The 21,127-nt window shown below is 57.8% G+C and carries 25 protein-coding genes, 1 tRNA gene and 2 pseudogenes; 20 read left to right on the top strand and 8 right to left on the bottom strand.

Annotated features, from left to right (window positions below):
* Positions 1 to 59: 59 nt before the first annotated feature.
* Complete coding sequence (locus tag M5B43_RS02250; protein ID WP_248748599.1) at positions 60 to 602, top strand: demethoxyubiquinone hydroxylase family protein; 543 nt, start codon at positions 60 to 62, stop codon at positions 600 to 602.
* Positions 603 to 645: 43 nt separating this feature from the next.
* Positions 646 to 1,020 (top strand): cytochrome c family protein, encoded by a 375-nt coding sequence (locus M5B43_RS02255; RefSeq protein ID WP_248748600.1) that lies wholly within the window; start codon positions 646 to 648, stop codon positions 1,018 to 1,020.
* Positions 1,021 to 1,135: 115 nt separating this feature from the next.
* Here the strand turns inward: M5B43_RS02255 and M5B43_RS02260 are convergent.
* The 3 genes and pseudogenes from M5B43_RS02260 to M5B43_RS02270 form a co-directional block, all read right to left on the bottom strand.
* Positions 1,136 to 1,472 (bottom strand): annotated as a pseudogene (locus M5B43_RS02260) (barstar family protein).
* A 58-nt stretch (positions 1,473 to 1,530) separates the two neighbouring features.
* Entirely contained in the window at positions 1,531 to 1,788 is a 258-nt protein-coding gene (locus M5B43_RS02265; RefSeq protein WP_248748601.1) for a colicin E3-like toxin immunity protein, read from the bottom strand.
* Positions 1,789 to 1,795: 7 nt separating this feature from the next.
* Positions 1,796 to 2,380, bottom strand: a pseudogene (locus M5B43_RS02270) (colicin E3/pyocin S6 family cytotoxin); the annotation flags it as partial.
* Between the two features lie 259 nt (positions 2,381 to 2,639).
* Here M5B43_RS02270 and M5B43_RS02275 point away from each other — a divergent pair.
* Entirely contained in the window at positions 2,640 to 3,275 is a 636-nt protein-coding gene (locus M5B43_RS02275) for a LysE family translocator (RefSeq protein WP_248748602.1), read from the top strand.
* A 7-nt stretch (positions 3,276 to 3,282) separates the two neighbouring features.
* Here the strand turns inward: M5B43_RS02275 and M5B43_RS02280 are convergent, their stop codons facing one another.
* The 4 genes from M5B43_RS02280 to M5B43_RS02295 all read right to left on the bottom strand — a co-directional run bounded on the left by M5B43_RS02280 (position 3,283) and on the right by M5B43_RS02295 (position 5,782).
* A complete protein-coding gene (locus M5B43_RS02280; RefSeq protein ID WP_248748603.1) occupies positions 3,283 to 3,612 on the bottom strand; it encodes a hypothetical protein in 330 nt (109 codons plus the stop codon).
* 36 nt (positions 3,613 to 3,648) lie between these two features.
* A complete protein-coding gene (locus M5B43_RS02285) occupies positions 3,649 to 4,323 on the bottom strand; it encodes a DUF4276 family protein (protein ID WP_248748604.1) in 675 nt (224 codons plus the stop codon).
* Positions 4,320 to 5,447 carry an AAA family ATPase gene (locus tag M5B43_RS02290; protein ID WP_248748605.1) on the bottom strand — a complete coding sequence of 376 codons (1,128 nt, stop codon included), beginning with the start codon at positions 5,445 to 5,447 and terminating at the stop codon, positions 4,320 to 4,322. The genes M5B43_RS02285 and M5B43_RS02290 overlap by 4 nt, the downstream gene beginning before the upstream one ends.
* Before the next feature lie 250 nt (positions 5,448 to 5,697).
* Positions 5,698 to 5,782 (bottom strand) — tRNA-Leu (locus tag M5B43_RS02295).
* Between the two features lie 108 nt (positions 5,783 to 5,890).
* Here M5B43_RS02295 and queA point away from each other — a divergent pair.
* From queA to M5B43_RS02325, 6 genes are all read left to right on the top strand, one after another.
* Positions 5,891 to 6,940, top strand: coding sequence for a tRNA preQ1(34) S-adenosylmethionine ribosyltransferase-isomerase QueA (gene queA, locus M5B43_RS02300; RefSeq protein ID WP_248748606.1), 1,050 nt, complete (start codon positions 5,891 to 5,893; stop codon positions 6,938 to 6,940).
* 5 nt (positions 6,941 to 6,945) lie between these two features.
* Positions 6,946 to 8,061, top strand: a complete 1,116-nt coding sequence (gene tgt, locus M5B43_RS02305; RefSeq protein WP_003210314.1) for a tRNA guanosine(34) transglycosylase Tgt — start codon at positions 6,946 to 6,948, stop codon at positions 8,059 to 8,061.
* Between the two features lie 43 nt (positions 8,062 to 8,104).
* Positions 8,105 to 8,443, top strand: a complete 339-nt coding sequence (gene yajC / locus M5B43_RS02310; protein ID WP_003175975.1) for a preprotein translocase subunit YajC — start codon at positions 8,105 to 8,107, stop codon at positions 8,441 to 8,443.
* Between the two features lie 62 nt (positions 8,444 to 8,505).
* Positions 8,506 to 10,377, top strand: a complete 1,872-nt coding sequence (gene secD, locus M5B43_RS02315) for a protein translocase subunit SecD (protein WP_248748607.1) — start codon at positions 8,506 to 8,508, stop codon at positions 10,375 to 10,377.
* Between the two features lie 9 nt (positions 10,378 to 10,386).
* Positions 10,387 to 11,301, top strand: a complete 915-nt coding sequence (gene secF, locus M5B43_RS02320; protein ID WP_248748608.1) for a protein translocase subunit SecF — start codon at positions 10,387 to 10,389, stop codon at positions 11,299 to 11,301.
* Between the two features lie 123 nt (positions 11,302 to 11,424).
* Positions 11,425 to 11,967 carry a glycine zipper 2TM domain-containing protein gene (locus tag M5B43_RS02325; protein WP_248748609.1) on the top strand — a complete coding sequence of 181 codons (543 nt, stop codon included), beginning with the start codon at positions 11,425 to 11,427 and terminating at the stop codon, positions 11,965 to 11,967.
* A 199-nt stretch (positions 11,968 to 12,166) separates the two neighbouring features.
* Here M5B43_RS02325 and suhB read toward each other — a convergent pair whose 3' ends face one another.
* Complete coding sequence (gene suhB / locus M5B43_RS02330) at positions 12,167 to 12,982, bottom strand: inositol-phosphate phosphatase (protein ID WP_003175971.1); 816 nt, start codon at positions 12,980 to 12,982, stop codon at positions 12,167 to 12,169.
* A gap of 145 nt (positions 12,983 to 13,127) precedes the next feature.
* On the opposite strand from suhB, the gene trmJ reads away from it, so the two are divergent.
* The 11 genes from trmJ to ndk all read left to right on the top strand — a co-directional run bounded on the left by trmJ (position 13,128) and on the right by ndk (position 21,102).
* On the top strand, positions 13,128 to 13,898 hold the full coding sequence (trmJ, locus tag M5B43_RS02335) for a tRNA (cytosine(32)/uridine(32)-2'-O)-methyltransferase TrmJ (protein ID WP_105523900.1): 771 nt from the start codon (positions 13,128 to 13,130) through the stop codon (positions 13,896 to 13,898).
* A gap of 2 nt (positions 13,899 to 13,900) precedes the next feature.
* Positions 13,901 to 14,683 carry a serine O-acetyltransferase gene (cysE, locus tag M5B43_RS02340; RefSeq protein ID WP_044268105.1) on the top strand — a complete coding sequence of 261 codons (783 nt, stop codon included), beginning with the start codon at positions 13,901 to 13,903 and terminating at the stop codon, positions 14,681 to 14,683.
* Between the two features lie 303 nt (positions 14,684 to 14,986).
* Positions 14,987 to 15,478, top strand: a complete 492-nt coding sequence (iscR, locus tag M5B43_RS02345) for a Fe-S cluster assembly transcriptional regulator IscR (protein ID WP_003194020.1) — start codon at positions 14,987 to 14,989, stop codon at positions 15,476 to 15,478.
* Between the two features lie 50 nt (positions 15,479 to 15,528).
* Entirely contained in the window at positions 15,529 to 16,743 is a 1,215-nt protein-coding gene (locus tag M5B43_RS02350; RefSeq protein WP_017135944.1) for an IscS subfamily cysteine desulfurase, read from the top strand.
* Positions 16,744 to 16,842: 99 nt separating this feature from the next.
* Entirely contained in the window at positions 16,843 to 17,229 is a 387-nt protein-coding gene (gene iscU, locus M5B43_RS02355; protein ID WP_003175965.1) for a Fe-S cluster assembly scaffold IscU, read from the top strand.
* Positions 17,230 to 17,257: 28 nt separating this feature from the next.
* Entirely contained in the window at positions 17,258 to 17,581 is a 324-nt protein-coding gene (iscA, locus tag M5B43_RS02360; protein ID WP_003209680.1) for an iron-sulfur cluster assembly protein IscA, read from the top strand.
* Between the two features lie 8 nt (positions 17,582 to 17,589).
* Positions 17,590 to 18,111 carry a co-chaperone HscB gene (gene hscB, locus M5B43_RS02365; RefSeq protein ID WP_248748610.1) on the top strand — a complete coding sequence of 174 codons (522 nt, stop codon included), beginning with the start codon at positions 17,590 to 17,592 and terminating at the stop codon, positions 18,109 to 18,111.
* Between the two features lie 51 nt (positions 18,112 to 18,162).
* A complete protein-coding gene (gene hscA, locus M5B43_RS02370; RefSeq protein WP_248748611.1) occupies positions 18,163 to 20,025 on the top strand; it encodes a Fe-S protein assembly chaperone HscA in 1,863 nt (620 codons plus the stop codon).
* 3 nt (positions 20,026 to 20,028) lie between these two features.
* The gene (gene fdx / locus M5B43_RS02375) at positions 20,029 to 20,370 is read left to right on the top strand and encodes an ISC system 2Fe-2S type ferredoxin (protein WP_003175958.1); all 342 of its coding nucleotides are present in this window, start codon (positions 20,029 to 20,031) and stop codon (positions 20,368 to 20,370) included.
* Between the two features lie 14 nt (positions 20,371 to 20,384).
* Complete coding sequence (iscX, locus tag M5B43_RS02380; RefSeq protein WP_090400677.1) at positions 20,385 to 20,585, top strand: Fe-S cluster assembly protein IscX; 201 nt, start codon at positions 20,385 to 20,387, stop codon at positions 20,583 to 20,585.
* 91 nt (positions 20,586 to 20,676) lie between these two features.
* Entirely contained in the window at positions 20,677 to 21,102 is a 426-nt protein-coding gene (ndk, locus tag M5B43_RS02385; protein ID WP_060754319.1) for a nucleoside-diphosphate kinase, read from the top strand.
* The last annotated feature ends 25 nt before the right edge of the window (positions 21,103 to 21,127 follow it).

Here is a 21,127-nt window from a genome sequence, read left to right on the forward strand (position 1 = left end):
GGCTCCGCAAAACCAGAGAAGGGCCTGATTACCGGGCTTTTTGAACAAGGCTGTTAACTGTGAATGCTCCCGCCCACCCATTGCCGGACCAGCACCTTGGCAATCGTATGATCAAGGTCGATCACGCCGGCGAACACGGTGCGATCTGTATCTATAGCGGCCAGCTGTTCATGGCGCGGCTGTTTAATCCGGCGCTGGTGACTGAACTGCGCGAGTTTCTCAGCGACGAACGCCGCCACCGCGCGGTGTTCAAGGCCGAACTGCAGCGCCGGGGCTACCCGCGTTGCCGCAGCTATTGGTTGTGTGGGGTCGGTGGCCTTGCGCTGGGGTTACTCACTGGCCTGTGCGGCCGCAAAGCCATCATGACCACCACCGTCGCGGTCGAGCGCGTGGTGCTCAAACACCTTGCCCATCAACTGCACACACTGCGCGACATCGACCCGCAGGCGGTGGTGGCCATTGCCTCAATCGTGGATGAAGAACAGCACCACCACGACCAGTCGGCGGCGCAGATTGATGTGCGTGACCCGTGGTTCAGGGTGTTGACCCCGGTGGTCACGGCGTGGACCGAAGCCGTGATCTGGATGGGCATGCGTTCCTGACAAACAGGCATAATCACCCGCAACACCCGAAGTGGAGCCTCCGATGAAGTACGCCTTACTCACCCTCGCCCTGACCCTCATCACCGGCCCGGCCCTTGCTGCCGGGAATGCCGAGGCGGGCGGCAAGCTCTTCAGCAAGACCTGTGGCGGCTGCCATAGCATCGGTGAAGGCGCACGCGGTGGCTTCGGCCCACAGCTCAACGGCATCATTGGCCGACCTGCCGGTACGACCACGGACTATCAGTATTCGGATGCGATGAAGAACTCCGGGGTGGTGTGGACCCGGGACAAGCTTGCCGCGTATATCGAAGCGCCGAAGAAGGTGGTGAGTGGCACGCGGATGATTTTCTGGGGGATCAGTGATCAGGAGAAGATTCAAGACATCCTGGCCTATCTCGAGACCTTTCAACCTAAGTAATGCTCAGCGCATATTCCTAAACACCCTTAACCGCGTACTTTCATGCAGCCCTCGCGTCAAGTGGTGGCACTGTGCGCCGGCCCGTCTAACGAGCACAGTTCATCCCCTGGTTTGCTCAAAGATGGCATCCAATTCCGTCAGAAAAGCGTGGCTGTTGATAAGTAGGTTCAGCCCGCAGACGGCGAAGGTGCCGTGGGTTCTGGGTCGCGAGCTCAGCCAAGCACTGGCGCAGCATCTTGGCATCGTGAGGTAGGCGCTCTGAAAAAATATCCCACCCACAAAACTCAAGCGTCTCGGGCATTTCTACCAAGCCGGTGATGGCGTCCCAAAAGGCATCCCAGTTTTTTGCCATACCCGTTGGGAAAGTTGAGTGAAGTGCGCAGCGTGGCGTGAAGTTCTTTGGGGGCCTGGATGCGGCTCAGGTCTATTTTGATGATGGATGAACGGGTCACTTGTGCACCCTTTGCTTTTTCATCTGCTACAGCTCAGGCTGAATTCTGTGAGTCTGCATTACTCGTTTGCAACTTCGTAATCAAATGCGATGAAGTAGTCGCTTTCTGAAAGAACAATTTCATGAGAAAAGTGCGGCTGTATCACTAATAGCCATTCCCGGCGCAATTCAAACATGCCGTTATTGACGTCCACTGCGCTCAACAACCCGAGCGTGGAAATCACCGAGTAGTCATCTCCGCAGTCCGCTGAACTCTCCGTTCCGTTTAGCCTCTCTGTGGTTCTGTCGAACCATTCCAACCTTATTTTTAATCCCATGTAGCCCTCACAGATATTTTTTGATGTTTCGTTTTTTGATCGGCCCTTTTAGCGGCTTGCCGCTTATGTGGTTGAACGCACCTATATGGCTCCCATCACTCGCTAGATAAACCTCCAGCTCCCCGTGCTGAGAGTCCCATTCATAGATCTTCCGACCTTTTCCCTCAATCCAGCGTTCTCTCAGCCCGGCGCCTCCTTGTCTGGGAGTCTTGGGTTTTGCTTTTATCAGATTCACAAAGCCAGTTATTTGTTCAGTGTTAGGCGCTTTGTGGTACTTGTGATCCCCAGCCTTGGCACCTACCACCACATACAGCGACCGAACCCCCGACCCCGCCGGAAACACCAGAATAAAATCCCGATAGTCCGGTGGGTAAACAGGGTTAACCAGAATCTGCGCCGCCGCCTCAGTCGGTGGGTAGATCCAGATCACCGGTGCTTGCGGCGCAGCCTCCAATGCCGGAACACCTAAGGTGTCATTTGGATCAACGGAGGGCGTCCAGATCAGCTCTACGCCATTATTCAAATCTGCTACTAACTGGCCGCTGCGGTTTTGAAACTGCACCACCTCAATCATCTGCCACTCGGCATGGTTGGGGGAGGCCGCCATCGGGGGCAAGCCCCCTCCCACATTTTGATCTGGAACATCAGTTGAATCGTGTAGGTATTAAAAAGACCTTGGGGTGCCAAGGTCTTTTTTTGACTGTTGATCAGGCCAGCAGGTGCTGTTGTTGAAGTCGATCAAGTGTCTTTCCTTGAGGGGTGTATGACGTTTTGCTCGCGGATCTGTATCTAACGCCCAGCTTTTCAACGCCCTACCATGGTGGCCAGCACAAAATTCAAGGAGCGACACCATGCCCGAACTGTCCAGTTGGCTTGCTTATGGCCTGATCTCACTCGGCATGGTGCTCACGCCCGGGCCGAACATGATTTATCTCATTTCCCGCTCGATCTGCCAGGGACGTACGGCCGGTTTGATTTCCCTGGGGGGTGTTGCGTTGGGGTTTCTCGTTTACATGCTTTGCGCGGCGCTGGGGATCACCGCGTTGGTGATGGCGGTGCCCTTAGCCTACGACGCGCTGCGACTCGGCGGAGCGCTTTATCTGGCGTATCTGGCCTGGCAGGCGGTCAAGCCGGGTGGCCGTTCGCCCTTTCATGTGCGGGACTTGCCCCAGGACAGCCCACGCAAGCTGTTCATGATGGGCTTTGTGACCAACCTGCTGAACCCTAAAGTGGCGGTGATGTATTTGTCGTTGCTGCCGCAGTTCATCGACCCGAATGGACATGGCAGTGTGCTGACGCAGTCCCTGGTGCTGGGCTTTACGCAGATTGCTATTAGCGTGAGCGTCAACGCGGTGATTGCCATGATGGCGGGTTCCATCGCGGTGTTCTTCGTCACCCGGCCGGGTTGGCAGGTGGTGCAGCGTTGGGTGATGGGCTCGGTGCTGATGGGCCTGGCCGTGCGTATGGCGGTTGAAGGGCGGCGATAAACGCGGATTAGAGGATAGCTTTCAGGTAGTCCTTGAGTGCGTTAAGCGGGGCATTGAGTGCTTCAAGTGTCGACGCTTGGCGCACGTCCACCGCCAGCCGTTGCAGCTCGCGCCCCATCACGGTAGTGGCACCGCCCAGGGATTGGAGCGCTAACGTAATGCACTCATCAAGCTTCAACTGAATCCCCGCCAAATCCCCTTGACGCACCAACAGCCCGAACACCTCGCGCTCATACCTATCCATGATCGGGTCATCGCGTAATATCGGGCTCTCACCTTCTGTTTCATAGGCCAGTTTGTGCGAGAACAAAGCAACTGTTTCCAGTGGCAATTCCATGGTGCTGTTTCCCTCAGTGTGTTGCCAGCAGGTGATTCAGGCTAACGGCTGCAGCGCTTCCATCTCGCTGAGCCAGTTATCAAATCGACTGCACTGTTCGCGTATCGCCGGCAAGCCAATTTCAATGGCAGCCAGTGAGCCATGTAGCGGCTTGTCGTAGCCCGCGTAAAGGCTCTGAAGCCTTTTGCTCGGTGCCGTCATCGGGCTGTTGTTGATGGTTTCCGGTGTTTCAAACTCATTTCGTATGTGCATAAACCGCTCTTCAAGGGCTGGCTGGTTGATTCCACTGGCAAGCCGTCGTGGGCAACTGAATAGCAAACCTTCGAATTCGTACATCTGCACATAGGGAATGAATCGGCGCATGGCTTCATCACCTAGTTCGTTTGCCAGTCTCTCAACCATGGCTTGCAGCAAACAATCGGCTTTTTCATCCATGGAGTTTTTAACGGCGGCATGAGCTTTTCCAGGAAACTCTTCGGGCAGGCCATAGAAGTCAAAGAAGGTAGTGCAGTAGGCTTGGCGGTCGCCGAGCAGGCGTTTTTCAACATCGGTGAGCAGGCGCTCAAAGCGGAAGTTGCCGCCTTTGTGACCTGGTTTACCTATCAGTGCGGGCATCAGGTAAATATCCAGGTGGTAAAAGGCTTGAGCCAGCACCTCATTGATGAACATCTCTTCTGTCTGGCCCTCACAAATGACATGGACTCGAATCATTTGCGTGGCCTCCCGCCCAGGATGTTTTTCTCCCACAACTCGCCTATCGAGTAATCGTCCAACCATGTCTCGAAAGCTTTTCCGTCGAGGCGCTTGAAGACGGTTGCGCCCTTTTCTCGTTCGACAATGATCAGGTCGTCGATAGAGAACTCGTTTACCAACGGGACTGACTGCGTTGAGACAATTACCTGCATTCTCTTGGAGGCGGACCGTAGTAGAGAACCTAGCAAGGTGATTGCGTAGGGGTGCAGGCCGAGTTCCGGTTCATCAATGATGATGGTCGATGGTGGTGTGGGTTGGAGCAGAGCGGTGACCAGGCATATAAAGCGAATTGACCCGTCTGAAAGCTGGCTCGGCCAGAAGACGTATTCGCTATCTTTTTGACGCCACTGCAAATTGATTAGCTCTTCTTCCGTATCCAGACGACGCGGTTTGAGCGCGAAATCATCAAAGAAGGGGATCGCCAGTTGGATGGTTTTGCGAATTTGCTCGTAGACATCTGGCGTTTCTATGGACAAGTGATAGAGGTATGCCGCTAGGTTTGATGCGTCAGGACGTAGATAGTCATTGATGTGAGCGGGGCCGAAGCGCTTGACGCTTGCCATATCGCTGGTGTCGTGAAAGTGAAAGACTTTCCAGCTTGAGATTGATTCGTAGCAGTAGGCCACAACGTCATTTTTGTATGATGCATAGAATCGCTTGGAGTCGAATGCCTCTTTGAGTTTGGCTTCTTTATGGCCTGAACCCAGTGGAATCCATTGTGCTCCATAACGAGGCCCATCGAAGAAAAGCTGCTCGTCTGCGAATACAAAGTCGCCGTCTACGGTTGGCTCTAATTCGAATCGGTAGCCGTTCAGTCCAAACCTCACGAAGGATTCGACTTTCTGAGTTTCTTTGACGCCGAAACTGACAATGCGATCAGCAGTACCTTGTTGCGTAGTCCATTTTTTCAGACGCAACTCCATCATTTCGCTGAGCATACGAAAGTAAGAAACAAAGCTGCTCTTGCCTGCACCGTTGGCACCGAGCAGCACGTTCAAGCTGCTCAGGTGCAAGTCCTCGAGGTTTTTGATGGACTTGAAACCCTTGATCGTGAGCTGGCTGATGGCGTTCTTTTTGCTCATTGCTGCTTGATTCCTTTAGCGGCGCTGCTCGTCGAGTCCAGGCGGCTGTCATTGATAGCTGTTGCGGAGTTTGCCATTGATTTCAGAGGCTGGCTCTTCACTTGACGGCTTCATCCTAACGCTAATCTTTTCCACCTAATACCAGCACTTTGACTGGCGGCCATTGCGGCCAAGACAACGGGGATAAGTCTGCGGCCACTTTTCGACAGACGAAAAAAAAGACCTTGAATTTCAAGGTCTTTTTTTAAGATGGTGCCCCGAGGGAGACTCGAACTCCCACTCCTTTCGAAAACGGATTTTGAATCCGCCGCGTCTACCAATTCCGCCATCAGGGCTCAATGGCGGCGAAGTATAGAGATGAGATTACCGTTGGTCAATCACGTTTCATGGTCTATTTTCACTATTTCCGCTAGACTTCCCGGCCCTGCTAGACGAACCCCATCATGCGCGTTGCTGACTTTACTTTTGAGCTCCCTGATTCGCTGATCGCTCGCCACCCTTTGGCCGAGCGTCGCGCCAGTCGACTGCTGACCCTGGACGGGGTCAGTGGTGCCCTTGCACACCGTCAATTCACTGATTTGCTTGAGCATTTGCGCCCAGGCGATTTGATGGTGTTTAACAATACCCGGGTGATTCCGGCACGGCTGTTTGGCCAGAAAGCGTCCGGCGGCAAGCTGGAAATCCTGGTGGAGCGGGTGCTGGACAGCCATCGCGTGCTGGCCCATGTGCGCTCCAGCAAGTCGCCGAAGCCGGGTTCGAGCATCCTGATCGAGGGTGGCGGCGAAGCCGAGATGGTGGCGCGCCATGACGCGTTGTTCGAGCTCAGGTTTGCCGAAGAGGTCTTGCCGTTGCTGGAGCGTGTCGGTCATATGCCGTTGCCTCCTTATATAGATCGCCCCGACGAAGACTCGGACCGCGAACGCTATCAGACGGTGTACTCCCAGCGCCTCGGCGCCGTCGCCGCGCCCACGGCCGGCCTGCATTTTGACCAGCCGCTGCTGGATGCGATTGCCGCCAAGGGCGTCGAGACGGCCTATGTGACCCTGCACGTGGGGGCCGGCACGTTTCAGCCGGTGCGTGTGGATAACATCGAAGACCACCATATGCACAGCGAATGGCTGGAAGTCAGCCAGGAAGTGGTGGATGCGGTTGCCGCGTGCAAGGCGCGCGGCGGTCGGGTGGTGGCGGTGGGCACTACCAGCGTGCGCTCCCTGGAGAGCGCGGCGCGTGATGGTGTGCTCAAGCCCTTCAGTGGCGACACGGATATCTTTATTTTCCCAGGCCGGCCGTTCCATGTGGTCGATTGCCTGGTGACCAACTTCCATTTGCCGGAATCCACACTCTTGATGCTGGTGTCGGCATTTGCCGGTTACCCGGAAACCATGGCCGCTTACCAAGCCGCCATCGCCAACGAGTACCGTTTTTTCAGCTACGGTGATGCGATGTTTATCACCCGTAACCCGGCGCCACGCGGCCCAGAGGGAACTTTATGAGTCGTATGTCGTTTGAACTGCTGGCTACTGACGGCAAGGCCCGTCGTGGTCGCCTCACCTTTCCGCGCGGCACTGTCGAGACCCCGGCGTTCATGCCCGTGGGCACTTATGGCACGGTAAAAGGCATGCTGCCCCGCGACATCGTCGCCACCGGCGCCGAGATCATCCTCGGCAACACCTTCCACTTGTGGCTGCGCCCGGGCACCGAAGTGATCAAGAAGCATGGCGACCTGCATGACTTCATGAAGTGGCAAGGCCCGATCCTGACCGACTCGGGTGGTTTCCAGGTGTTCAGCCTGGGCGCCATGCGCAAGATCAAGGAAGAGGGCGTGACCTTTGCCTCGCCGGTGGACGGTGCCAAGGTGTTCATGGGCCCGGAGGAGTCGATGCAGGTGCAGCGCGACCTGGGCTCCGACATCGTGATGATTTTCGACGAGTGCACGCCGTACCCGGCCGACGAAGATGTCGCACGTATTTCCATGGAGTTGTCGCTGCGTTGGGCCCAGCGTTCGAAGAATGCTCACGGTGATAACACCGCGGCGCTGTTCGGGATCGTCCAGGGCGGCATGCATGAAAGCCTGCGCAAGCGCTCGTTGGAAGGCCTCGACAAGATCGGCTTCGACGGCCTGGCCATCGGCGGTTTGTCGGTAGGCGAGCCCAAGCACGAGATGATCAAGGTGCTGGATTACCTGCCGGGCCTGATGCCGGCGGACAAACCTCGTTACCTTATGGGCGTTGGCAAACCGGAAGATCTCGTAGAGGGTGTGCGCCGCGGTGTGGACATGTTCGATTGCGTGATGCCAACCCGTAATGCCCGCAATGGGCATCTGTTCATCGATACAGGCGTGCTGAAGATCCGTAACGCGTTCCATCGCCATGATGAATCGCCGCTGGATCCCACCTGTGACTGCTACACCTGCCAGAACTTCTCCCGTGCTTATCTGCACCATCTGGACAAATGCGGGGAAATGCTGGGTAGCATGTTGAATACCATCCACAATTTGCGTCATTACCAAGTCCTGATGGCTGGTTTGCGCGAGGCTATTCAACAGGGTACATTGGCCGCCTTCGTCGATGCCTTCTATGCCAAGCGCGGGCTCCCTGTGCCGCCCTTGGACTGAGTTTTCCGACCCTAAGATTCACTATTTGCAACTGGAGTGCTAAATGAGCTTTTTTATCTCTAATGCCATGGCTGACGCCGCTGCGCCTGCCGCTGCCGGCCCTATGGGCGGTGGTTTCGAGTGGATTTTCCTGGTCGGCTTCCTGGTTATCTTCTACCTGATGATCTGGCGTCCACAGGCCAAGCGCGCCAAAGAGCAGAAGAACCTGCTGGGCAGCCTGCAGAAAGGTGACGAAGTTGTGACCACCGGCGGCATCGCGGGCAAGATCACCAAGGTATCCGATGCTTTCGTGGTTCTGGAAGTCTCCGACACCGTAGAAATGAAGTTCCAGAAAGGCGCCATCGCCGCCACGCTGCCAAAAGGCACGCTCAAAGCGATCTGAGTAACAACCTTTACCAATCGACGGGGCGCGCAAGGCGCCCCGCGTTATAAGCGGGCGGCGTGATGCTGAACAAATACCCTCTGTGGAAATACGTACTGATCCTGGCGGTGCTGGCGATCGGTTTTATTTATTCCGCTCCCAATCTTTATCCTGATGACCCGGCGATCCAGATCACTGGCGCCAGCACTTCGCTGCAGGTCAATCAGGCTGATCTGGAACGCGCGAGCAAAGCGCTCACCGACGCGGGTATCCAGGTCAAGGCGGCATCGTTGGCGGCTGATGCGAAGGGCGGTTTGTTGCGCCTGACCAAGGCAGAAGACCAATTGCCGGCCAAGGATGTTGTGCGCAAGGCCATGGGTGACGACTACGTTGTCGCGCTCAACCTGGCACAGACCACGCCAAAATGGCTGCGCAGCATTGGCGCGCACCCGATGAAGCTGGGTCTGGACTTGTCCGGTGGTGTGCACTTCCTGCTGGAAGTCGACATGGACAAAGCCCTCGACGCACGCCTGAAAGTCTACGAAGGCGATGTGAAGAGCCTGCTGCGTAAAGAGAAGTTGCGTTATCGCAGCCTGCCGCAGCTCAATGGTGCCATTCATCTGGGCTTCTCTGACGAAGCTTCCCGCGAACAGGCCCGTGCGCTGATCCGCAAGAACTTCAACGATTTCGACATCGTACCTGCGGACCTGAATGGTCAGCCTGTACTGCGTCTGGCGATGACCCCGGCCAAGCTGGCGGAAATCCGCGAATACTCCATCAAGCAGAACTTGACCACGGTACGTAACCGCGTCAACGAGCTGGGTGTGGCTGAGCCAATCGTGCAGCGCCAGGGTGCCAACCGCATCGTGGTCGAGTTGCCGGGCGTGCAGGACACCGCTGAAGCCAAGCGTATCCTGGGTAAAACGGCCAACCTGGAGTTCCGTCTGGCTGCTGAGCCGGGTGCTTCCCGTGCCACTGCCGAGGAATTCGAGTTCCGCGAAGGCAACCGTCCTCCAGCGTTGATCGAGCGTGGCTTGATCATCACCGGTGACCAGGTGACCGACGCCAAGGCTGGTTTTGACTCGCAGCACGGTACGCCTGAAGTGAACATCCGCCTGGATGGCCACGGTGGCGACCTGATGAGCCGTGCAACCCGCAGCAATGTGGGCCGCAGCATGGCGGTGATCTTCATCGAGCAGCGTCCGGTCACGACCTACACCAAGCAAGTGGTCAACGGCGTCGAGAAAGACGTGCCGGTGCAGACCTTCAAGGAAGAGAAGAAGATCATCAGCCTGGCGACCATCCAGTCGCCGCTGGGTGCTCAATTCCGTATCACTGGCCTGAACGGTCAGGGCGAATCGTCCGAGCTGGCGCTGCTGCTGCGTGCCGGTGGCTTGGCGGCGCCGATGTACTTCGCTGAAGAGCGCACCATTGGTCCGAGCCTGGGTGCCGACAACATCACCAAGGGTATCGACGCGGCCTTGTGGGGCATGCTGTTCGTGTCCCTGTTCATCATCGCCATCTACCGCTTCTTCGGCATCATCGCCACAGTGGCCCTGGCGGGTAACATGGTGATGCTGCTGGCCCTGATGTCGTTGCTGGGGGCTACGCTGACCCTGCCAGGTATCGCCGGTATCGTACTCACCATGGGTATGGCGGTAGACGCCAACGTGCTGATCTTCTCGCGGATTCGTGAAGAGATCGCGGCGGGCATGACCGTACAGCGTGCAATCAACGAAGGCTTCGGCCGGGCATTTACCGCGATTCTCGACTCCAACTTGACCACTCTGTTGGTCGGCGGGATTCTCTTTGCCATGGGCACCGGCCCGGTCAAAGGTTTTGCGGTGACCATGTCCCTCGGTATCTTTACCTCGATGTTCACGGCCATCATGGTGACCCGCGCAATGGTCAACCTGATCTTTGGCGGGCGTGACTTCAAGAAGTTGTGGATTTAAGGGGCTGCCATGTTACGTACAATCAACTTCATGGGCGTTCGCAACATTGCGTTCGGCGTCACCGTGCTCCTTACCGTTCTGGCGTTGTTCAGCTGGTTCCATAAGGGCCTGAACTACGGTCTGGACTTCACCGGCGGTACGCTCATCGAGCTGACCTACGAGAAGCCGGCCGACGTTACCCAGGTGCGCAACGAGCTGGTCAAGGCCGGCTATCACGAAGCCATCGTGCAGAGCTTTGGTGCGACCACCGACCTGCTGGTGCGTATGCCTGGGGAAGACCCGCAATTGGGTCACCAGGTAGCCGAAGCCTTGCAGAAGGTGGGTGGCGACAACCCGGCGTCGGTCAAGCGCGTCGAGTTCGTGGGGCCGCAGGTGGGTGAAGAGCTGCGCGATCAGGGCGGCCTCGGCATGCTGATGGCGCTGGCCGGCATCATGATCTACCTGGCTTTCCGCTTTCAGTGGAAGTTTGGTGTGGGCGCTATCGTCTCGCTGATCCACGACGTGATCGTGACCGTGGGTATCCTGGCTTACTTCCAGGTCACCTTCGACCTGACCGTGTTGGCAGCGGTGCTGGCGATCATTGGTTACTCGCTCAACGACACCATTGTGGTATTCGACCGGGTTCGTGAGAACTTCCGTGTACTGCGCAAGGCGACGTTGGTCGAGAACATCAACATCTCCACCACCCAGACCCTGCTGCGGACCATGGCGACATCGATCTCCACCTTGCTGGCGATTGCTGCGCTGATGATCTTTGGTGGCGACAACCTGTGGGGCTTCTCCCTGGCGCTGTTCATCGGCGTTCTGGCGGGTACCTACTCGTCGATCTACATCGCTAACGTGGTGCTGATCTGGCTGAACCTCAACAGCGAAGACTTGATCCCTCCTGCTGCTACCAGCAAGGAGATCGACGACCGTCCTTGATGGGCGTTTGTTGATACGCTGTTACAAAGAAGGCACGAGAATTGAACTCGTGCCTTTTTTTTGGCTCCAAGGCTGGGTATAGCGCGGACGTTTCGGTCCGCTTGTGATGGTCAGGAGGTTCATGTGAACAAGTCGTTGCTGGTTGGTGCGGTATTGGGTGCTGTCGGTGTGACTGCCGGGGGCGCTGTTGCCACCTACAGCCTGGTAAAAAGCGGCCCTGAGTATGCGCAAGTGCTGGCGGTGCAGCCGGTGAAAACCCAGATCAAGACGCCGCGTGAGGTTTGCAAGGACGTTGCCGTGACTCGGCAGCGGCCGGTGCAGGATCAACATCAAATCGTCGGCACCGTGGTCGGTGCGCTGGCGGGTGGCCTGTTGGGTAACCAGGTCGGTGGCGGTAATGGCAAAAAGCTGGCTACTGTAGCGGGTGCGGTCGGTGGCGGTTATGCCGGTAACAAGGTTCAGGAAGGTATGCAGAACCGCGATACCTACACCACGACCCAAACGCGTTGTAACACTGTCAACGACATCAGCGACAAGGTTGTCGGCTATGACGTGCGTTACAACTTGGGCGGCAAGGAAGGCACGGTGCGCATGGATCGTGACCCGGGTGGCCAGATTCCGGTCGATAAAGAAGGTCGTCTGATCCTGGGTCAGAACCAGCAGTAGTCCCAGGCCTGGCGCAGTTCAAAATGTGGGAGGGGGCTTGCTCCCGATAGCCATGGGGCAGTCAACAGAAGTGTTGAATGTCAGATCGCCATCGGGAGCAAGTCCTCACACTTTGATTGGTGTTGTTGGGGGTGCGGCGAACCTCAAATACCAGGCATAAAAAAAGCACCCCGTGGGGTGCTTTTTTGTGCTCGCTCGCTTAGCGCTTCAGCGAGGCCGGCAGGTGCGGCTGGATCGCCGTCAGGACTGCCTTGAAGCATTTGGTGTTGCCCGCAACCACGTGGCCTTTCTCAAGGAAGTCGTGACCGCCGGTGAAGTCGCTCACCAGGCCGCCAGCTTCCTGGATCAGCAGGGCGCCTGCAGCCATGTCCCACTCGGACAGGCCCGACTCCCAGAACGCATCAAAACGACCAGCGGCTACATACGCCAGGTCCAGGCTGGCTGCGCCGGCACGGCGGATACCGGCGGTCTGGCCAACCAGGGCGCGGAACATGCCCAGGTAGTTTTCCAGGTTGTCCATCTGGTCGTCACGGAAGGGGAAGCCGGTACCCAGCAGGGCGCCGTCGAGGCTGGTGCGGCCGCTGACACGCAGGCGACGACCGTTCAATTGGGCGCCACGGCCACGGCTGGCGGTGAATTCTTCCTGGCGAACCGGATCCAGAACAACGGCGTGTTCCAGGCGGCCACGGTATTTGCAGGCAATGCTCACGGCAAAGTGTGGGATGCCGCGCAGGAAGTTGGTGGTGCCATCCAGTGGGTCGATGATCCACAGGTAGTCTTCGCCTTCGCCGCTACCTTTGTGCAGGCCGGTTTCTTCACCGAGGATGCCGTGGGTAGGGTAGGCCTTGCGCAGGGCGTCGATGATTTTCTGTTCGGCGGCGCGATCCACCTCGGATACATAATCCTTGGCGTCTTTTTCGTCGACCTTGATGGTATCCAGGCGCTCGATGGAGCGGAAGATCAATTCACTGGCGCTGCGGGCGGCGCGCAGCGCGATATTCAGCATGGGCTGCATGGATGTGTCACCTAAGGTTGTTAAAGAAAGCCGGGCATTCTAGCAGAAACTTTCCTCAGGTGAAGGATGACGTTCGCTTTCATGGCATAACCTTAGGCTGTTCTGTAATATTTGCTCCCCTTTCCCGTGTCCGAGAGCGCCTCCCTTGCTGCAAAACATTCGTGTCGTCTTGGTCAATACCAGTCACCCCGGCAACATCGGTGGGGTGGCGCGAGCCATGAAAAACATGGGGCTGACGCGCCTGGTGCTGGTCGAACCGCGGGTGTTCCCGCACCACGAGGCCGATGCCCGCGCATCCGGCGCCAATGACATCCTCGAAAAAGCCCAGGTTGTCGCCACCCTGGAAGACGCCTTGGTCGGCTGCAACCTGGTGCTTGGCACCAGTGCTCGCGACCGTCGTATCCCCTGGCCGCTGCTGGATCCGCGTGAGTGCGGCACCAAAGTGGTGGAGGAGGCGGCCGGCGGCGCTGAAATTGCCTTGGTATTCGGCCGTGAAGATTCCGGTCTGACCAATGACGAGCTGCAGCGATGTCATTATCACGTGCACATTCCATCAGACCCTGAATTCAGCTCGCTGAACCTCGGGGCTGCGGTGCAGGTGTTGACCTACGAAGTGCGTATGGCGTGGCTGGCGGCTGCCGGTCAGCCGAGCAAAGTGGAAAAGGAAGAGGTGGCGTCGACCAAAAGTGGCGAGTTGGCCACCATGGACGAGCTGGAGCGGTTCTATGAGCACCTGGAGCAAACCCTGGTGGCCATTGAGTTTCTCGATCCGGAAAAACCACGGCACTTGATGGCGCGCCTGCGCCGCCTGTACGGGCGCAGCTCGGTGAGCCGAGCGGAAATGAATATATTGCGTGGCATCCTCACGGAAACCCAGAAAGCGGCCCGTGGTGAGCTTCTTAAGCGGAAGGATTAAAAATGTTCGAGCGTTTGCGAGAAGATATCCAGAGTGTTTTCCACCGTGACCCGGCGGCGCGCAACGCCTTTGAAGTGCTGACCTGCTACCCGGGCATGCACGCGATCTGGATTCACCGCCTTTCCGGCGCCTTGTGGGGCATGGGCTGGAAATGGCTGGCGCGGCTGGTGTCAAACTTCGGTCGCTGGTTGACCGGTATCGAGATCCATCCGGGTGCCAAGGTAGGCCGTCGCTTCTTTATCGACCATGGCATGGGCATTGTGATTGGCGAGACCGCCGAGATTGGTGATGACGTGACGCTTTACCAGGGCGTGACCCTGGGCGGCACGACCTGGAACAAAGGTAAGCGCCACCCAACGCTGGGCGATGGCGTGGTGGTAGGGGCGGGCGCCAAAGTGCTCGGGCCGTTTACCGTGGGCGCCGGTGCGAAGGTCGGCTCCAACGCGGTAGTGACCAAGGCTGTGCCGCCGGGTGCCACGGTTGTGGGCATTCCAGGTCGCATCATCGTCAAGCCGCAAGTCGGTGATGAGCAAGAGGCCAAGCGCAAGGCGATGGCCGAGAAGATCGGCTTCGATGCCTATGGCGTCAGTGAAGACATGCCCGACCCGGTGGCACGCGCCATTGGCCAGCTGCTTGATCATCTGCAAGCAGTGGACGGCAAGCTGGAGGGTATGTGCGGTGCGCTGAAAGAATTGGGCAGCCCGTACTGTGCCAAAGACTTGCCTGAGCTGCGCGAAGAAGATTTTGCTGAGATCAAGGACGAGGCTGCCACCAAGGCAAGCTGAGGTTTCGCAATCACTGCAAAACCCCTGTGGGAGCGGGCTTGCTCGCGAAAGCGGTGTGTCAGTCACCGAGCATATTGACTGGCCCATCGCATTCGCGAGCAAGCCCGCTCCCGCATGTTGACCTCCGTTTGTCCTGCATTCTCGGCTCGGCCCTGTTCCCGCTGGTCCATCCCACCCTGTCCTGCTATGATTCGCGCGCCCTTTTTACGGGTAATCCTGACTAAAGTACTAGGTCTTATAGTTGACTTAAATACTCGGGAATCGCATACTTGCTCCCATTCTGAAACACCTTGGTACTTGTCCATGAGACTGACTACAAAAGGCCGATACGCGGTAACCGCCATGCTCGACTTGGCCTTGCACGCGCAAACTGGGCCGGTGTCCCTGGCCGATATCTCCGAGCGCCAAGGCATTTCCCTGTCCTACCTCGAGCAGCTGTTCGCCAAATTGCGCCGTAGCAACTTGGTTTCCAGCGTGCGTGGGCCGGGTGGCGGTTATCAGCTGTCCCGCGATATGCAGGGCATTCAGGTGGCCCAGGTAATCGATGCGGTCAACGAATCCGTCGATGCCACCAAATGCCAGGGCCTGGGTGACTGCCACGCCGGCGACACCTGCCTGACGCACCACTTGTGGTGTGACTTGAGCCTGCAGATCCATGAGTTTTTGAGTGGTATCAGCTTGGCTGATCTTGTGACTCGCCGTGAGGTGCAAGAAGTAGCCCAGCGTCAGGACCAGCGCCGTTGCAACACCAAGGCGCCGCGTCTGGACAAGATTGAAGCGTCCGCCGTCGAGTGACAGCCGCAGAGCTAACGGCACGCCAGCCAGCCTGATTTAGGAGAAAGTCCATGAAATTGCCGATTTACCTTGATTACTCAGCGACCACCCCGGTTGATCCGCGTGTCGCGCAAAAGATGAGCGAGTGCCTGCTGGTTGACGGAAACTTCGGCAACCCGGCCTCCCGTTCCCACGTATTCGGCTGGAAAGCCGAGGAAGCGGTCGAGAACGCTCGTCGACAGGTCGCTGACCTGGTGGGCGCTGACCCGCGTGAAATCGTCTGGACCTCCGGTGCCACCGAGTCCGACAACCTGGCTATCAAGGGCGCGGCGCATTTCTACGCGACCAAGGGCAAGCACCTGATCACCACCAAGATTGAGCACAAGGCTGTCCTCGACACCATGCGCCAACTGGAGCGTGAAGGTTTCGAGGTGACTTACCTCGAGCCGACCACCGACGGTATCGTTACCCCGGCCATGATCGAAGCGGCACTGCGTGAAGACACCATCCTGGTTTCCGTGATTCACGTGAACAACGAAATCGGCACCATCAACGACATCGCAGCCATCGGCGAACTGACCCGTTCCAAGGGCATTCTGCTGCACGTCGATGCGGCTCAGTCCACCGGCAAGGTCGACATCGACCTGTCCAAGCTGAAAGTCGACCTGATGTCGTTCTCGGCCCACAAGACCTACGGCCCTAAAGGCATCGGCGCCCTTTACGTGAGCCGCAAGCCTCGAGTGCGCATCGAAGCCACCATGCACGGTGGCGGTCATGAACGCGGCATGCGTTCGGGCACCCTGGCGACCCACCAGATCGTCGGCATGGGCGAAGCGTTCCGTGTGGCCAAGGAAGACATGGCTGCCGAAAACATCCGTATCAAGGCTCTGAGCGATCGCTTCTACAAGCAGGTCGAGAACCTTGAAGAGCTGTACATCAATGGCAGCATGACTGCTCGTGTACCGCACAACCTGAATTTGAGCTTCAACTACGTCGAAGGCGAGTCGCTGATCATGGCGCTCAAGGACCTGGCGGTTTCGTCCGGTTCGGCCTGCACCTCGGCTTCCCTTGAGCCGTCCTATGTGCTGCGTGCCCTGGGCCGCAACGACGAACTGGCACACAGCTCGATCCGCTTTACCTTCGGCCGCTTCACCACCGAAGAGCAAGTCGACTACGCCGCGCAGAAAGTCTGCGAAGCCGTCAACAAGCTGCGCGTTCTGTCGCCGCTGTGGGACATGTACAAAGACGGTGTCGATATCTCCAAGATCGAGTGGGCGGCACACTAACTATAGAAGCCGCCACCCAAGCTCTGTAGGAACGTGGCGGAAAACGCAGGCGTTTCTACAGGGTTCCAGAGCGGCCCTGATGAGTGAGGATTCAGTACCATGGCTTACAGCGAAAAGGTCATCGACCACTACGAAAACCCGCGCAACGTCGGCAAGATGAACGCGGAAGACCCTGATGTCGGCACCGGCATGGTCGGCGCTCCGGCGTGCGGCGATGTGATGCGCCTGCAGATCAAGGTCAACGACGCTGGCGTTATCGAAGACGCCAAGTTCAAGACTTACGGCTGCGGTTCCGCCATTGCCTCCAGCTCCCTCGCTACAGAGTGGATGAAAGGCAAGACCCTGGATGAGGCTGTCACCATCAGCAACACCCAGTTGGCTGAAGAGCTGGCCTTGCCGCCAGTTAAAATTCACTGCTCCGTACTCGCAGAAGACGCCATCAAGGCGGCCGTTCGCGACTACAAGCAGAAGAAAGGCTTGATCTAAGCATTTGGCGACGAGTAAGGAGTCAACGATGGCTATCAGCATGACAGAAGCGGCTGCGCAGCACATTCGCCGCTCCCTGAATGGGCGCGGTAAAGGTGAGGGGATTCGTCTGGGTGTTCGCACCACGGGCTGTTCCGGCCTTGCCTACGTGCTGGAGTTTGTCGATGAGGTGGTTGAGGAAGACCAGGTGTTCGAAAGTCACGGCGAGAAAGTGATCATCGACCCTAAGAGCCTGACCTACCTGGACGGCACCGAACTCGATTTCGTCAAGGAAGGGTTGAACGAAGGCTTCAAGTTCAACAACCCCAACGTGCGCGGTGAGTGTGGCTGCGGCGAAAGCTTCAACATCTGAGGCTATTCGTGGGTACTCCTTGTCATTTCGCTTTATTCGAGCTGCAGCCGAGCTTTCGGCTGGACCTTGAGCAGCTTGCCACGCGCTACCGAGAGTTGGCGCGTGGGGTGCATCCGGACCGCTTTGCCGACGCCTCCGAGCGTGAGCAGCGCCTGGCGCTGGAGCGGTCGGCCAGCCTCAACGAAGCCTATCAGACCCTCAAGAACCCCCCGAAACGCGCGCGTTATTTGCTCGCGATGAACGGTGGCGAGTTGCCGCTTGAAGTCACGGTGCATGACCCGGACTTCCTGATGCAGCAGATGCAGTGGCGCGAAGAACTTGAAGACTTGCAGGACGAGGCTGATATAGCCGGTGTTGCAGTCTTCAAGCGTCGTCTGAAAGTGGCCCAGGATGAGCTTAACGAAAGCTTCGCAGCCTGTTGGGATGATGCAGCGCAACGCGAGCAGGCCGAACGCCTGATGCGGCGCATGCAGTTCCTCGACAAGCTCACCTACGAAGTGCGCCAGCTAGAAGAGCGCCTCGACGATTAACCCAGTGCTGCCCGTGATGCACGCCTGATAGACAGATAAGACCTGATTACCATGGCCCTACTGCAAATCGCCGAACCCGGCCAAAGCCCTCAACCGCACCAGCGTCGCCTGGCGGTCGGGATTGACCTGGGCACCACCAATTCCCTGGTCGCCGCCTTGCGCAGCGGCCTGTCCGAGCCGCTGCCCGACGCCGATGGCCAGGTTATCCTGCCATCCGCTGTGCGCTATCACGCCGATCGCACCGAAGTCGGAGAGTCGGCCAAGCTGGCAGCGTCTGCCGATCCTTTGAATACCGTGCTGTCGGTCAAGCGCTTGATGGGTCGTGGCCTGTCCGACGTCAAGCAACTGGGTGACCAGTTGCCGTACCGCTTTGTCGGCGGCGAGTCCCATATGCCGTTCATCGACACCGTCCAGGGCCCGAAAAGCCCGGTGGAAGTGTCGGCCGATATTCTCAAGGTGCTGCGCCAGCGTGCGGAAACCACCTTGGGCGGCGAACTGGTCGGTGCGGTTATCACGGTGCCGGCCTATTTTGATGACGCCCAGCGCCAAGCCACCAAGGATGCGGCAAAACTCGCCGGCCTTAACGTACTACGCCTGCTCAACGAGCCGACTGCAGCCGCTGTAGCCTATGGCCTGGACCAGCACGCTGAAGGCTTGGTCGCCATTTATGACCTGGGTGGCGGGACCTTTGATATCTCGATCCTGCGCTTGACCGGCGGAGTGTTTGAAGTGCTGGCCACCGGTGGCGACAGCGCCCTGGGTGGCGATGACTTTGACCATGCCATTGCCGGCTGGATCATCACCAGAGCCGGTTTGTCGGCTGACCTGGACCCGGGCGCGCAGCGCAATTTGCTGCAAACCGCCTGTGCGGCCAAGGAAGCACTGACTGACGCTGATTCTGTTGAAGTTTCTTACGGTAGCTGGTCGGCCCAACTGACTCGCGAAGCCTTTGATGCGCTGATCGAGCCAATGGTCGCCCGCAGCCTCAAGGCGTGCCGTCGGGCTGTACGTGATTCCGGAATTGAACTCGAAGACGTGGCCGCTGTGGTCATGGTCGGCGGTTCGACTCGCGTCCCACGCGTTCGCGAAGCGGTTGCCGAAGCTTTCGGTCGCCAGCCACTGACAGAAATCGACCCGGATCAAGTCGTCGCCATCGGCGCTGCTATCCAGGCCGACACGCTTGCCGGTAACAAACGCGATGGTGGCGAGTTGCTGCTGCTCGACGTGATTCCGTTGTCCTTGGGTCTGGAAACCATGGGCGGCTTGATGGAGAAGGTGATCCCGCGTAACACCACCATCCCTGTCGCCCGCGCACAGGATTTCACCACCTATAAAGATGGCCAGACGGCCATGATGATTCATGTGCTGCAAGGCGAGCGCGAGCTGATCAGCGACTGCCGCTCCCTGGCGCGCTTTGAATTGCGCGGTATCCCGGCGATGGTCGCGGGTGCGGCGAAGATTCGCGTGACCTTCCAGGTCGACGCCGACGGTCTGCTCAGCGTGGCTGCGCGGGAGCTGGGTTCGGGTGTCGAGGCCAGCATCCAGGTCAAGCCGTCCTACGGCCTGACCGACGGCGAAATCGCCAAGATGCTCAAGGATTCGTTCCAATATGCCGGTGACGATAAGGTCGCCCGCGTACTGCGCGAGCAGCAAGTCGATGCCCAGCGCCTGCTCGAAGCCGTGCAGGGCGCCCTGGAAGCCGACGGCGAGCGTCTACTGGATGCTGAAGAGCGCATGGTTATCGACCTGCAAATGCAGGAACTGGCCGAATTGATGAAAGGCAACGATGGTTACGCTATCGAGCAACAGACCAAGCGCCTGTCGCAGGTCACTGACGCCTTTGCCGCCCGCCGCATGGATCAGACGGTGAAAGCCGCACTGGCCGGGCGCAACCTGAATGAAATCGAGGAATAATTAATGCCGCAGGTCATTTTTCTGCCACACGCCGAGCATTGCCCGGACGGGATGGTTGTGGAGGCTGAGACCGGCAAGTCCATCCTCGAAGTTGCCCATGACAACCACATCGAGATCGAGAGTGCCTGCGGCGGTGTCTGCGCCTGCACCACTTGCCATTGCATCATTCGCGAGGGTTTCAATTCCCTTGAAGAAGCCGATGAGCTGGAAGAGGACTTTCTTGACCGTGCGTGGGGCCTGGAAGCGACTTCGCGCTTGAGCTGTCAGGCAAAGGTCGGGACTGAAGATATCACCGTCGAAATTCCGAAATATTCGCTCAACCATGCTGCCGAAGCGCCGCATTGATTCAAGGAAGTGCCATGAGTCTTAAATGGGTTGATGTACAAGAAATCGCTATCCTGCTGGCCGATGGCAATCCGGATATGGACCCCTATTCGCTGAACTTTGTAGCATTGCGTGACATGGTCATGGCCTTGCCGGGGTTCGAGGATGAGCGGGATCGTGGCGGTGAAAAGGTCCTGGAAGCGATCCAGACTGCTTGGAAAGAAGAGCAGGACTGACGCCTCTCTTACGCAGTTAGGCAATACCCAAGAACCCGCGTATAATTCGCGGGTTTAATTTTTCGCAAATTACCGTTTCTGGAGTTACACCATGGCTGTTCAACGTACTTTCTCCATCATCAAGCCTGACGCTGTTGCAAAAAACGTCATCGGCGAGATCACCACTCGTTTCGAAAAAGCCGGCCTGAAGGTTGTAGCTTCGAAACTCAAGCAACTGTCCAAGGCTGAAGCTGAAGGCTTCTACGCTGAGCACAGCGCTCGTGGCTTCTTCGGCGACCTGGTTGCCTTCATGATCTCCGGTCCTGTTGTTGTTCAGGTTCTGGAAGGCGAAAACGCTATCGCTCTGAACCGTGAGCTGATGGGCGCTACCAACCCTAAAGAAGCGGCTGCCGGCACTATCCGTGCTGATTTCGCTGAGTCCATCGACGCCAACGCTGTACACGGTTCGGACTCCGAAGCTGCCGCTGCTCGCGAAATCGCTTACTTTTTCGCTGCTACTGAAGTAACCGCTCGCTAAGCATCGGCTTAAAGAGTGAGGGTGA

It is taken from the genome of Pseudomonas sp. MWU15-20650 (assembly GCF_023242475.1).
Lineage (GTDB): Bacteria > Pseudomonadota > Gammaproteobacteria > Pseudomonadales > Pseudomonadaceae > Aquipseudomonas.

What these genes read in the sequence shown, in the direction of transcription:
- M5B43_RS02255 (WP_248748600.1), top strand. Translation starts at nt 646, where the DNA reads ATGAAGTACGCCTTACTCACCCTCGCCCTGACCCTCATCACCGGCCCG.
- M5B43_RS02265 (WP_248748601.1), bottom strand. Translation starts at nt 1,788, where the DNA reads ATGGGATTAAAAATAAGGTTGGAATGGTTCGACAGAACCACAGAGAGG.
- M5B43_RS02275 (WP_248748602.1), top strand. Translation starts at nt 2,640, where the DNA reads ATGCCCGAACTGTCCAGTTGGCTTGCTTATGGCCTGATCTCACTCGGC.
- M5B43_RS02280 (WP_248748603.1), bottom strand. Translation starts at nt 3,612, where the DNA reads ATGGAATTGCCACTGGAAACAGTTGCTTTGTTCTCGCACAAACTGGCC.
- M5B43_RS02285 (WP_248748604.1), bottom strand. Translation starts at nt 4,323, where the DNA reads ATGATTCGAGTCCATGTCATTTGTGAGGGCCAGACAGAAGAGATGTTC.
- M5B43_RS02290 (WP_248748605.1), bottom strand. Translation starts at nt 5,447, where the DNA reads ATGAGCAAAAAGAACGCCATCAGCCAGCTCACGATCAAGGGTTTCAAG.
- queA (WP_248748606.1), top strand. Translation starts at nt 5,891, where the DNA reads ATGCGCGTTGCTGACTTTACTTTTGAGCTCCCTGATTCGCTGATCGCT.
- tgt (WP_003210314.1), top strand. Translation starts at nt 6,946, where the DNA reads ATGTCGTTTGAACTGCTGGCTACTGACGGCAAGGCCCGTCGTGGTCGC.
- yajC (WP_003175975.1), top strand. Translation starts at nt 8,105, where the DNA reads ATGAGCTTTTTTATCTCTAATGCCATGGCTGACGCCGCTGCGCCTGCC.
- secD (WP_248748607.1), top strand. Translation starts at nt 8,506, where the DNA reads ATGCTGAACAAATACCCTCTGTGGAAATACGTACTGATCCTGGCGGTG.
- secF (WP_248748608.1), top strand. Translation starts at nt 10,387, where the DNA reads ATGTTACGTACAATCAACTTCATGGGCGTTCGCAACATTGCGTTCGGC.
- suhB (WP_003175971.1), bottom strand. Translation starts at nt 12,982, where the DNA reads ATGCAGCCCATGCTGAATATCGCGCTGCGCGCCGCCCGCAGCGCCAGT.
- cysE (WP_044268105.1), top strand. Translation starts at nt 13,901, where the DNA reads ATGTTCGAGCGTTTGCGAGAAGATATCCAGAGTGTTTTCCACCGTGAC.
- iscR (WP_003194020.1), top strand. Translation starts at nt 14,987, where the DNA reads ATGAGACTGACTACAAAAGGCCGATACGCGGTAACCGCCATGCTCGAC.
- M5B43_RS02350 (WP_017135944.1), top strand. Translation starts at nt 15,529, where the DNA reads ATGAAATTGCCGATTTACCTTGATTACTCAGCGACCACCCCGGTTGAT.
- iscU (WP_003175965.1), top strand. Translation starts at nt 16,843, where the DNA reads ATGGCTTACAGCGAAAAGGTCATCGACCACTACGAAAACCCGCGCAAC.
- iscA (WP_003209680.1), top strand. Translation starts at nt 17,258, where the DNA reads ATGGCTATCAGCATGACAGAAGCGGCTGCGCAGCACATTCGCCGCTCC.
- hscA (WP_248748611.1), top strand. Translation starts at nt 18,163, where the DNA reads ATGGCCCTACTGCAAATCGCCGAACCCGGCCAAAGCCCTCAACCGCAC.
- fdx (WP_003175958.1), top strand. Translation starts at nt 20,029, where the DNA reads ATGCCGCAGGTCATTTTTCTGCCACACGCCGAGCATTGCCCGGACGGG.
- iscX (WP_090400677.1), top strand. Translation starts at nt 20,385, where the DNA reads ATGAGTCTTAAATGGGTTGATGTACAAGAAATCGCTATCCTGCTGGCC.
- ndk (WP_060754319.1), top strand. Translation starts at nt 20,677, where the DNA reads ATGGCTGTTCAACGTACTTTCTCCATCATCAAGCCTGACGCTGTTGCA.